The sequence below is a fragment of the Frankia sp. CgMI4 genome (assembly GCF_001756285.1).
GTDB lineage: Bacteria > Actinomycetota > Actinomycetes > Frankiales > Frankiaceae > Frankia > Frankia casuarinae.
On sequence record NZ_MAQZ01000043.1, the window covers coordinates 121,700 to 133,481 of the forward strand.

Annotated in this window: 7 protein-coding genes; 2 read left to right on the top strand and 5 right to left on the bottom strand. The window is 70.9% G+C overall.

The window, feature by feature from the left end:
* The first annotated feature begins 35 nt into the window (after window positions 1-35).
* Window positions 36-1,262 carry a glycosyltransferase family 1 protein gene (locus Manayef4_RS22355; RefSeq protein ID WP_011435173.1) on the top strand — a complete coding sequence of 409 codons (1,227 nt, stop codon included), beginning with the start codon at window positions 36-38 and terminating at the stop codon, window positions 1,260-1,262.
* Window positions 1,263-3,083: 1,821 nt separating this feature from the next.
* On the opposite strand, the gene Manayef4_RS03720 is transcribed toward Manayef4_RS22355, so the two are convergent.
* From Manayef4_RS03720 to rfbD, 4 genes are all read right to left on the bottom strand, one after another.
* Window positions 3,084-4,496 (bottom strand): hypothetical protein, encoded by a 1,413-nt coding sequence (locus Manayef4_RS03720; protein ID WP_070130610.1) that lies wholly within the window; start codon window positions 4,494-4,496, stop codon window positions 3,084-3,086.
* Window positions 4,497-4,594: 98 nt separating this feature from the next.
* Complete coding sequence (locus Manayef4_RS03725) at window positions 4,595-6,280, bottom strand: MDR family MFS transporter (protein ID WP_070130611.1); 1,686 nt, start codon at window positions 6,278-6,280, stop codon at window positions 4,595-4,597.
* Window positions 6,281-6,329: 49 nt separating this feature from the next.
* On the bottom strand, window positions 6,330-7,217 hold the full coding sequence (locus tag Manayef4_RS03730; RefSeq protein ID WP_070130612.1) for a TetR family transcriptional regulator: 888 nt from the start codon (window positions 7,215-7,217) through the stop codon (window positions 6,330-6,332).
* A gap of 297 nt (window positions 7,218-7,514) precedes the next feature.
* Entirely contained in the window at window positions 7,515-8,423 is a 909-nt protein-coding gene (gene rfbD / locus Manayef4_RS03735) for a dTDP-4-dehydrorhamnose reductase (RefSeq protein WP_232234961.1), read from the bottom strand.
* A gap of 308 nt (window positions 8,424-8,731) precedes the next feature.
* On the opposite strand from rfbD, the gene Manayef4_RS03740 reads away from it, so the two are divergent.
* Entirely contained in the window at window positions 8,732-10,555 is a 1,824-nt protein-coding gene (locus Manayef4_RS03740; protein WP_070130648.1) for a phospholipid carrier-dependent glycosyltransferase, read from the top strand.
* On the opposite strand, the gene Manayef4_RS03745 is transcribed toward Manayef4_RS03740, so the two are convergent.
* A complete protein-coding gene (locus Manayef4_RS03745) occupies window positions 10,539-11,615 on the bottom strand; it encodes a glucose-1-phosphate thymidylyltransferase (RefSeq protein WP_070130613.1) in 1,077 nt (358 codons plus the stop codon). The two genes, Manayef4_RS03740 and Manayef4_RS03745, sit on opposite strands and share 17 nt — an antisense overlap.
* Window positions 11,616-11,782: the final 167 nt, after the last annotated feature.

Below are 11,782 nucleotides of genomic sequence, written 5' to 3' on the forward strand. Positions count from 1 at the left end.
CGTGGCACTCCCGGAAAGGAGGGGATGATTCCGGCATGAGGGTCGTGCTGGACGGCACGCCGTTGCTCGGGCAACGCACCGGGGTCGGCCGCTACACCGAGCATCTGCTGACCGGGCTCGCCCGGCTCGCCACCGAGCCCGGGCGGGAAGCCGGGGCCGGGTGGGAACTCGCGGCGACGGCGTTCACCTGGCGCGGGCTGGACGAGCTGCCGGGCGCGCTGCCGGCCGGGGTGCGAACGGCGGCCCGGCGGGCACCGGCCCGGCTGTTGCAGGATGCCTGGGCCCGCTCGGAGTACCCGCCCGTCGAGTGGCTCACCGGCCCCGCCGACGTCGTGCACGCGACGAACTTCGTCCTTCCACCGCTGCGCCGGGCCCGCGGTGTGCTGACCATCCATGACCTGTCCTACCTGCGTACCCCGGACACGGTGACGGCGGCGTCCGCCCGCTACAGCGATCTGGTCCCCCGCGGCCTGCGCCGGGCGTCCGCCGTGCTGACGCCCAGCCGCGCGGTGGCCGACGAGGTGGTGACGGCCTACCGGCTCGACCCCGCGCTGGTGACCCCGACGCCGCTCGGCGTCGACGACGCCTGGTTCACCACGGCGAAGCCGAGCCTCGCCTGGCGCAGGGCCCGTGGCCTGCCCGAGCGGTACCTGCTGTTCGTCGGTTCGGTGGAGCCCCGCAAGAACCTCCCGGCGCTGCTGGAGGCGGTCCGCCGGCTGCACGCGGCGAAAATCGACGCTCCGCCGTTGGTGCTCGTCGGGCCTCCGGGGTGGGGACCGGCACTGGACCTGGCGAACCTGCCGTCCGACGCCGTCGTCGTCGCCGGTTATCTCGACAGCGAGGCACTGCGGATGACCGTCGCCGGAGCGAGCGTGCTGTGCTTCCCGTCCCGGTACGAGGGCTTCGGGCTACCCCCCCTGGAGGCGCTCGCCGCCGGGACTCCGGTGGTCGCCGCCGACATCCCGACCGTGCGGGAGGTCACCGCCGCTCTCGTCGACGTCGCCGCCCCCGCCTGCCGGTCCCCTGAGCAGACCCCTGGCCAGGCCCCCGGGCTGACCATCACCCGCTCCACCAGTCCGGTGCGGCTCGTTCGGCAGACCGACCGCGACTCGTTCGCCGACGACCTCGCCGAAGCGATCCTGGAGCTGCTCGACTCCCCCGGCGACACCGACGCCGGCCGGGCGCACGCCCGCACGTTCACCTGGCGGCGCACCGCGCAGCTCACCGCGGCCGTCTACCGCCGGGTCAGCGAGCTTCCATAACGCGACGACGAGCAGGACACCGCCGAGAACGGCCCATCCCGCCAGGCACGACAGCCCGAGGTCGGGCGGGCCCGGGGCCGTCTGGTCCCAGGCGGTCCGCAGCCGGTCCAGGTTCGCCAGCGGGGCGAGCGCGGGCCGCTTGAATGCCAGGTCACGGATGAGCATGACCACGGTGAGCGCCGCCAGCGCGGCGACGACCGCGACCGTCGGCAGGCCGCGACGGCCCAGCGGCAGCGATCCGCAGCAGGCCGCGACGACAAGGGCGAGGATCGGCAGTATCGGCAGCAGGTACCGGGTGAACGGCGCGCCTCCGACGGCGACGTAGCCCACCAGGGTGGCGACGACGAGCAGGCAGTGCAGGGTGAGCAGAAGGCCGATGACGACGCTGCCGGCCAGCCGACCTCCCGGTGGATCCGCCTCGGGATGCCCGTCGTCCGCCCCGTCGTCCGCCGGCCGGGTATCGGTGGTATCCGCGATCCGAGTGCCCGGCCGCGCAACGGTCCGCAGCCGGGCGCCCAGGACCCGAATCCCCGCCGCGACCAGACCCGCACCGGTCACGACCGCGACCCCGACGGCGATCGTCCGGGCGTGACCGGTCAGCAGGACGGAACGTCCGAAGAACCCGCGGTAGATGTGCCACCAGAAGTCGCTGTCGCGTGACACCTGCCAGGCCGACGTCCGCCCATCGCGGATCGGGAACATCTCGGCGACCCGGCCCGAGGCGGTGGGATCGCCGTACCGGCGCACGTTACGCAGGTAGAACCAGCCGGTCGCGGCGAAGGTCAGCGCGACGAGCACGACCGCGGCCGTCAGGCCACGCCCGGCTCGCCGCAGCGCGCCACCGGACGTCCACATCGAGACGGCGACAGCGAGAGCCGGGACGACCACCGCGACGGCCAGCGCGCCGCTGGCCCGGCTCGCCGCCGCCGCCGGGCCGAGCACCGCCAGTGCCGCCAAGGTCCGCGGCCCCGGTCCCCGGCGGATGATCGCAACGGTCACCGCGAGCAGGCCGGTGATGGTCGCCACCGCCAGGGTGTCGTTGTAGACCTGGCCGGAGATGAGGACGAACATGCCGACCACGCCGACAATCGCCGCCGCGCCGACCGCGACACCGGGCCGCCCCGGCAGCACACCGCGGACCAGCGCCGCAGTCGCGATCACCGCGGTAATCCCAAACGCCACGTTGAGAAGGCGGGCGGCCCGGAAACCGGCCAGCGGATGATCCAGCGCGACGCCCGTCCGGAGCGGGACGGCCTCGACCGCGTAGAACAGTGGTGGATGGTTCGCGGTGTAGGTGAGGTCGACGTTCGCCAGTGGTCGGCCGAGGCGCACCCCACAGAGCCGATCGACGTGGGAGGCCACCGCGGCCCGCGCCTGCGGCGGYGGCACCACGCAGTCGGCGGGCAGTCCCGGCATGCTCGGGATGCGGGAGTGCACGGGCGAGTCGAGCACGGGCAACGAGCCGTCGGCGACGTCGAACGCGTAGGCGGTGTGCTGTGCCTCGTCGGCCGAGGTGAAGGGAGGCACGACCGCGGCGACGAGCACGCCGAGCGCGGAGAAAACCATGCCGGCCGCGACCACCCCGATCACAAGCCAGCGCCGCCCCGGATCCGCCACCCGCCAAGCCTCCGGCGCCGCACCGGTCCCAGGCACCCGCATGGAGGTCTCGACCGCCTGCCACGCATCCCCGCCAGGCACGTCGGCAACCCTCTCCGCCTCGGCCGGGTAGTGTCGCCCCGACTACCACGCCGCAACGCCGGTCAGCCCATCGAACATCAGCGACGATCGTTTGGCGGATACGACGGTATCGTCCGCTTGGCGTCAGCTGTCCGGCGGGCTGTTATCCGGCGRTCGGCGCTGTCCGGCGGTCCGGCTTTGGAGCGCGGCAACTAAGCCGGCCGCGCCCAGGACCGCGGCCGATCCGATCGGCCCGATGACCGCGGCGAGGTAGCGGTAGTCGAATCCGGAGGTCAGCGCGGACAGCACGAGGGTCGACAGGCCGGCCCCGGCGGCCAGCCAGAACAGCCGCCCGAGCCCCGGCCACGCCGCCGTCACCCCACTCCTGCGTACCCGGCGAACGGCCTCGAGCAGTACTGCCGCGAGACCCGCCAGCAGACCCAGGCCGACAAGCGGCATCGGAGCGTAGGCCAGGCGAGAGTAGCCGGCCAGCCAGCCCGCCGTGGGGTTGTGCACCTCGGTCGCGACGAAATAGCCGTCGTCGGCATGCGGATCGTCCGGGGTCAGCACGTTGGTCACGCCGGACGGCAGTTCCCAGGTGTCCGCCCGCGAGGTCTTCGTCGTCTCATGCCGGACCGGGGAGAGATAGCCGACGAGGTACCGGGCCGACGTCGTCACCAGCATCCACGGCTGGTGACGCACGACCTCGTCCGCGAACTCGGCCGCGAGGTCCTCCCGCCCCGKTGGGATGTGCCGGTGCCCCTGACGCAGAGGGGAGCCGGCCGGCCACAGGTAGCGAACCGGCGAACCACGCTCGTCGACCGGCCGTGGGTCGCACAGGGTGCGCAGGTCCGCTCGTGACAGCGCGGAACAATCCGCGAACGGCGCCACCCGCCCGTACAGGAAGAACCCGGAGTGCGCGGAGACGGCGAAGCCCCCTCCCGCCGAGGCGCTCCACCCGGAGTAGGCCAGGATCGGCGCGGCGGCGGCCAGCACGAAGGCGAGGACGGGTCGGGCCGCCCGAGGAGCGGCAACCGACCCGGCCCGGGAAGTCGCGCGCCGCCGGTCGGCCACCACGGTGCCGAGCAGGACGACCAGGCCGACCGCCAGCGGGCCGTAGCCCACTGTCCGCACGCACAGGCCTGCGCCGAGCAGCAGGCCGGCGGCGGCGCAGGCAACGGGCCGAGGGCGTCCCGGTAACGCGAGCAACGCCACGCCGACCGAGACGAGCACCCCGAACAGGCTGTCGGCGAGGACGAACTGGCCGAGGTCCAGCACCCACGGGGAGAGCAGCGCGGGGGTGGCGGCGAGGGCGGCGAGCCACGGCCGGCGGACGACCCGCAGCGCCACCGCATAGAGCGCCACCGCCGCGCCCAGCGTGAGCAGGTGCTGGACGACGACGACCCGCGTCAGGTGGGCCTGGCCGTCGAGGATCCGCAGGAACATCGGGTAGCCCGACGGCCGCCAGTCGCCCGGCCAAATGTCCCGCCACGCCTGGTCGAGGTAGGCCGCCGAATCCCCGAGGTACATCAGCGCGGGCGGGTAGGTGACGATCACCAGGACCCGAGCGGCGATCCCGGCGGCGACCAGCAGCAGAAAGACCGCGTGCCGACGGGGCGTCCCGCGCAGACGCCGACGCGCGGTCGAAATCGCGGCTACTTGAGGACCTCCGCGGTCTCATCCGCCTTCGCCGAGCCCGGCGCCGCGGGCCGCGGGCCGCCGACGGTGTTTCCCAGGCGGATCTCGGGCAGCAACCAGGCCAGCGCGAAGGCGCACAGACCGATCGGCACCGCCACCAGGAAGACGGTCTGCATCGCGTCCGAGAACGCCTGGACGAATCCGTCCCGGATCGTCGGGGGCAGCCTGTGGAGCACCTGGGGGCTGAGGTTGGAACCGGAGGCGGACAGACCGGATGGCAACGGGATGCCCGCAAACCGCTCGGCGAGGTTACCCCTGAGCTGGTTCGCGAAGATCGCGCCGAACACGGCGGTACCGAACGACCCGCCGATGGACCGGAAGAAGGTCGCACCCGAGGTGGCCACGCCCATCTGCCGGTAGTCGACGGCATTCTGCACGGCCATGACCAGGACCTGCAGGACCGCGCCGATCCCGACCCCGAGGACGAACATGGACAACGTGAGCTGCAGCGTGGAGATGTCGGGACTGATGAACGACAGCAGGAACAGGCCGATCGACATCATCGCGGTACCGACGACCGGGAAGATCTTGTAACGGCCCCACCGGCTGATGAGCCGGCCGGAGATGATCGAGCTGAGCAGCAGCCCACCCATCACCGGCAGCATCTGCAGGCCGGAGTCCGTCGGGTCGACTCCCTTCACCACCTGGAGGAACAGCGGCAGGAAGACGATCGCGCCGAACATCGCGAAGCCGACGACGAAGCCGACCGCGCCGGCCACCGAGAACACCCGGACCCGGAACAGCGTCAGCGGCAGCACGGGTTCGACCGCCACTCGTTCGACGAACACGAACCCGACGAGGAGCACGACTCCCGCGACGCCCATCCCGATGATCTCCGGTGATCCCCAGGCGTAGGTGGTGCCGCCCAGGCTGGTCAGCAACACGAGGCTGGTCGTTGCCATGGCCAGGAGCACGGTGCCGAGGTAGTCGATGACGTGCCTGATGCGGTTCCTCGTCGCCGGGAGCGCCAACGCCGTCACCACCAGGGCGACCGCGCCCACCGGCAGGTTCACGTAGAAGACCCAGCGCCAGGAGAGATGGTCGACGAACAGGCCGCCGAGCAGCGGACCGACCACCGACGACACACCGAACGTCGCGCCGAACAGCCCCTGGTAACGGCCTCGATCGCGCGGCGGAACGAGATCACTGATGATCGTCATCGYACTGATGATCAACCCGCCGCCGCCGAGCCCTTGGATGGCACGGAAGGCGATCAGCTGCCCCATCGACGTACTGGCACCGGCGATCATCGAGCCCACCAGGAAGATGACGATCGCCACCTGGAACAGGATCTTGCGGCCGTACAGATCACCGAGCTTGCCCCAGACCGGTGTGGACACCGTGGAGGCCAGCAGGTAGGCAGTCACCACCCAGGAGAGATGGGTGGCGCCGCCGAGATCCCCGACGATCGTCGGCAGTGCCGTCGACACGATCGTCTGATCCAGCGAGGCCAGCAGGATTCCGAGGAGCAGCGCTCCCATGATCAGCCAGAGCCGGCGCTGGTCGGAGACCGGCGAGGGGATCACGGCGCCGCCGCGGGGCGCCGGAGACGTGCCGGCGCCGGTTCTGGCGGACTCGACGGAGTCCACGGAGTCCACGGAGTCCACGGGCTCGGCGGACTCCGCTGATCGAGCCTGCGTCATGACCGGCTCCCTTCATGGTCGTCGCTGACGTCGACGTGCTCGGTCGATCTCATTCGGGTCGCTGTCCTCGTTGTTCTCGTTCCCGGTGCTCCCGGTGCTCCCGGTRCTCCCGGTGCTCCCGGTGCTCCCGGTGCTCCCGGTGGGACGACATGATCGGCGCGTTCGGGGTGCCCACCACGTCGAATCCGTCCGACCCGCCGGACTCGGGTGGGGCGCCGGACCCGCCCAAGGTGCCCAAGGTGCCGGAGGGGCCGGAGGGGCCGGAGGGGCCGGGCGGAGCCAGGCCGCGGGCCAGGATGTCGAAGGYGCGGCCGAGAGTGTCGGGCAACGAAGCGTCATCCGGGGACTCCTGCCACCGCACGGTCAGGGTCCGCACGACGGCCAACGTCGTCGCGACCAGCACGACGGGGTAGGGGTCACGATCGGGATCGAGCCCGCAACGCCGGCCGATCGCCTCGGCGAGAGCACGTTCGTAGGAACTCCAACTGGCCGCGTAGGCCATGGTCAGATGAGGATGGGCACGGATGATCGCAAGCCGGACGCGCCACAGCTCGACCTGATCGGGTGCGACGAAGGCGGCCCGGTCCAGCATGACCGCCCGCAACGCCGCCAGCGGCTCCTCCTCGGGAGGACGCTCCGCCAGCGCCGTGCTGATCTCGGTGATGTCCTCGGGATCGATGCCGGCGATCGCGTCGTCCTTCGTCGGGAAGTAGTTGAAGAACGTCCGGGTGGAAACCTCGGCCGCGGCGGCGATCTCGTCGACCGAAACGTTCTCCAGACCACGCTCCGCGACAAGCCGGATGGCCGCGGCCCGCAGGGCCCGGCGGGTCTGCCGCTTCTTGCGCTCCCGCAGCCCCGGCCCGGACGACCTCCCGGGCTCGCCAGCCCGACCCGGGACGGTCGCCGCAGGTGCCGCCGTCGGATCCTTCCCCGTCACCGCTTCCCCGATCTCGATCCGCTCCCTCGATATCCTCTTTCTCGATAACTTTGCAGCACGCGCACTTATTCTCATCGTGCAAAATTCTACTGTGACAGTCAACACGATCGGCGCCCACCGGGAACCGTCGCCGAAGGSCCAGGTAGATCGGGCCAGGTAGATCGGGAAGACGGGGCCGGGCGGGGACCGGACATCAGGCGAGAGTCAGGCGCGCCCCCGCCCACGGCCGGGGTGCGGTGGGTCGACGCTGGCCGGTCGCGCAACGATCGACAGAAAGATCGGTACCCGGCAGAACGATCAGCCGCGCAGCGCGTCGCCCGCCGCGGCGAAGGCCGCGGACAGCGCGGCGTCCCAGGCCCGCGGAGGAGTGAGTCCCGCGTCCACCCATGACCGCCCGGAGAGCACCGCGTAGGCCGGGCGCCGGGCCGGACGGGGAAATGCCTCCGTCGTCGTCGGCGTCACCTTGGCCGGGTCCTGGCCCAGAGCGGCGACAATCTCGCGGGCGAAGCCGAACCACGTGGTCTCGCCGGCGTTCGTGCAGTGGTAGACGCCGGTCGGTGCCGTCGAGGAAGCGAGTTCGAGCAGCCCCGACGCGAGATCGGCCGACCAGGTCGGCGAGCCCACCTGATCGTCCACAACGGACAGCGTGTCCCGCTCACGGGCCAGGCGTGAGATCGTCTTCACGAAGTTGCTGCCGGTCCGGCCATAGACCCATGCGGTGCGCACCACATACGAGGCATCGGGCAGCAGGGCTCGGACAGCCTCCTCCCCGGCCAGTTTCGTCCGGCCGTACGCCGAGACGGGACCGGTAGGATCRTTGACCTCGTAGGGCTTGGCGGCCCGCCCGTCGAAGACGTAGTCAGTCGAAATATGGATCAGGGTCGCGCCGACCTCGGCGCAGGCCGCGGCGAGGTGCGCCGGCCCCGTGGCGTTGACCGCATAGGCGCCGGCCTCGTCCGACTCCGCCGCGTCGACGTTTGTCCAGGCCGCCGTGTTGAAGACGACCAGCCCACCCTGGATCTTCGCAGGACGCGCCTGGTCGCGCAGGACGGCGCGCACCCGGGCCGGATCAGTGATGTCGAATTCCGCCCGAGTCAGACCGGCCCAGCCGGACACCGGGGAGCCCGGTTCCGCGGCTCGGGCCTCGAGCAGCCGGCAGAGGTCGGCCCCGAGCTGACCGGCGGCACCGGTCACGAGAAAACGCACCTTCCGAGTGTCGCAGACACCGTGACCCGCCCGGTTCAGGATCCGCCCAGGATCAGCCCGTGTCGAGAAGAGTGCGRCAGACAGGCAACGGTTACCCCACGCCGAGCTCGTCCAACCTCTCACATCGGTCGTCTACGCTGGCGTCAACCATGGATGCCCCAGAGCCGTCGATCATCGACTGCATCTACACCACCGGTTCCACGCCCGATCCCGCGGCGGAGACCAGGCCGGCAGGGACGAGGCCGGCAGGGACGAGGCCGGCAGGGACGAGGCCGGCAGGGACGAGGCCAGCCGCCGAGGCGGTGTCGATGCCCGGTCCGCGGCGCGTGCCGGTGTTATTGCTCCTCATCACGGCGGTTCACCTCGGCCTGCTGCTCAGCTACGCGTTCGTGTATCCGACCTGGACGGGATACGACGAGGCTCAGCACGTGGACATGGTCTACGGCCTGCAGCACGGAGTCGGCTGGCCCGCACCAGGCAAAAAGATCATCTCGACGGGTGTAGCCGCGACCTCTGACGACTTCGACCGCGGCCGCTTCCAGGACATGTTCCAGGCCKGTGGGAAACGGCGGGGCTCCCCGTCCTTCGCCGAGATCGATCCGACGCCACGCGGCCAGCGCCAGTCGTTCGACGCCCTCGGCGGGGTTGCCCCCGTCGGCGACGGCCGTCTCTCCAACCAGATGGTGCAGCATCCACCGTTGATCTACGTGGTCGGCGCCAGGCTGCTCGACGCCCTGCCGGGCTCCAAGCACTGGGCCTATGACCAGCAGGTCTTCGTCCTGCGTCTGTTGAACATCCTGGTGGTCGCGCCGCTGCCCCTGCTGGCATGGCTGGCGGCACGCCGCTTCGGACTGGATCAACCATCGGCCCTCGCCGCGGCGACCCTGCCACTCGCCGTGCCCGGGTTCACCAGGGTCGGTGCCACCTTCAACAATGACGGCCTCCTGATGCTCGCCACCGGCGGGCTGACCGTCACTCTCGTGGGTGTGCTGCGCGGCGACATGCGTCGCCGCACCGCCGCCCGGGCCGGGATCTGGTTGGGAATCGCCCTGCTGACCAAGGCGTTCGCGCTGGCCCTGCCGGCCATGATCGTCGCCGCCTATCTGGTCGGCTGGTGGCGCCTGCGGCGTGCGGGGCGGCAGGCACCGGAACGGTCCGCGTATCCGGCCGGCCGGCTTTTCGCGTCGCGTCGCGCGATCGGCTCCCTGCCATGGACGCCGGCCACGCTGGCGGTCGGCCTCGGGCTCGCCCTGGGAGGTTGGTGGTGGATCAGGAACTACGTCCTGTACGACTCCGTCCAGCCGAACGGGTGGGCGACGAACCCGCCGCGGCGGGAACCACTGCTGCTTCCGGACTCCTTCCTCACCTGGTTCTGGTACTTCTTCCGGACTATGATCAGCCGCTTCTGGGGCGGGCTTGGCCTGTTCGAGCCGCCCCAGCTCTCCCCGGTCGCCATCGTCGTGGCGACCGGGGCGGTTGTCGGACTGTGCGCGGCCGCGCTGGCCGCCGKACCCCGCCGCGCCGCGCGGCCGGACCGGCTGGCGAGTACCGCCGGGCCGGCGGTACTGCTGCTCCCGGTCGCCTTCGCCTATCTGATGGTCGGGCAGCGCAGCTGGGCGGAGTACCAGCAGTACACCCGCGGCATCGCCGTCCAGGGCCGGTATCTCTACCTGGGGCTGGTCGGTCTGGGGGTGGTGTTCGCTCTGGGCCTGCGCGCGGCGCTGCGCGGCCGGGAGCGACTGGCACCCGCCGTCACGCTGGTCGGCGCGCTGCTGATGCAGGGTCTGGGGCTGCTGGCGGTCTGTTCGTACTACTGGTTGCCGCGCCAGGTGTCCTTCACCCCGGCCCGCGTTCCCGAGATCGTCGCGGGGGCCGGCCGCTGGGCGCCGTTCCCGATCGGCGTCACGATCACGGTCTTCGCGCTGTCGGCGGTGCTCGTCGTTCTCTGCCTCGCCGTCGCGGTGCGGGCGGGCGGAGCCAGGGGCACGCGGGAGGCCGCGATCACGGGTCCGGGATCGGGTCCGGGATCGGGATCGGGATCGGGCGGTCACCGGCCGACGCCCGCCCCACGAAGTCCGTCACGGATGCGCAAGGGACATCCGCTCCGGGCAGGCCTCAGGTCCCCGTCGTAGCCACCGAGACGCGGGAGTGGTCGCCCAGCATGAGCCGATGCGCCCTGGGCAGGGCCGCGGAGGGGACGACCTCGACATCCCGGCCGATCAGCGAGTCCTCGATCCGCCCGATCCCACGGATCGTCGCCCGCTCCAGCACAATCGAGTACTCGATCTCGGTCCGTTCGATGACGCAGGAGTGAAAGATCGAGGTGAACGGGCCGACATAGGTATCGACGAGGGTGGTGTCCCGGCCGATGATGGCCGGCCCGCGCACGGTGGACCGGACCAGCGAGGCGSCCTCCTCGATCACCACACGGCCAACGATCGTGCTGTGCTCGTCAACGCTGCCACGGATCGCCGGCTCGATCGACTCGAGGAGATGGCGGTTCGTCTCGAGCATGTCGTCGAGTCGGCCGGTGTCCTTCCAGTAACCCTCGACCAGGTGGGAGGCGACCTCGTATCCGCCGTCGACGAGCCACTGGATCGCCTCGGTGATCTCCAGCTCGCCGCGGGCCGACGGTTTGATCGCCCCCACGGCGTCGTGGATGGGGGTGCCGAACATGTAGACGCCGACGAGCGCCAGGTCACTCGGCGGAACGAGCGGCTTCTCGACCAGTCGAATGATCTGCCGATCCGCACCGAGCTCGGCGACACCGAAGGCGGAGGGGTTGTCGACCCTGGTCAGCAGGATCAKGGCGTCCGGAGTGGTCCGTCGGAATTCCTCGACCAGGCTGGAGATCCCACCGATAATCAGGTTGTCGCCGAGGTACATGACGAACGGTTCATCGACGAGGAAGTCGCGGGCGATGAGCACGGCATGTRCCAGTCCGAGCGGCGCGTCCTGGCGGATGTAGGTGACCTGGATCCCGAATRCCGAGCCGTCACCTACCGCCGCCTGGATCTCGCCGGCCGTCTCCCCCACGATGATCCCGACATCGGTGATACCGGCGTCACGGATGGCCTCCAGGCCGTAGAAAAGCACCGGCTTGTTCGCCACTGGAACAAGCTGTTTGGCCGAGGTGTGGGTGATCGGCCGCAGACGGGTTCCCGAACCACCAGCAAGGACGAGGGCCTTCATGATCCGAAACCCTATCGTGCCGCTTTGAGCTGACAGAAAGTAACCGCCGATGTGATTCCTATCACATGACGGCTCGATCCATCTTTRCCCGCCCGTCACCGTGAACACCCACATGTGCAACGGGTATTTCCAGGCGCACCGGGCCGGCGACAGGCACACCCCGCCCA

Excerpts from the sequence above, each read along its gene's own strand:
- Manayef4_RS22355 (WP_011435173.1), top strand. The coding sequence starts at position 36 with ATGAGGGTCGTGCTGGACGGCACGCCGTTGCTCGGGCAACGCACCGGG.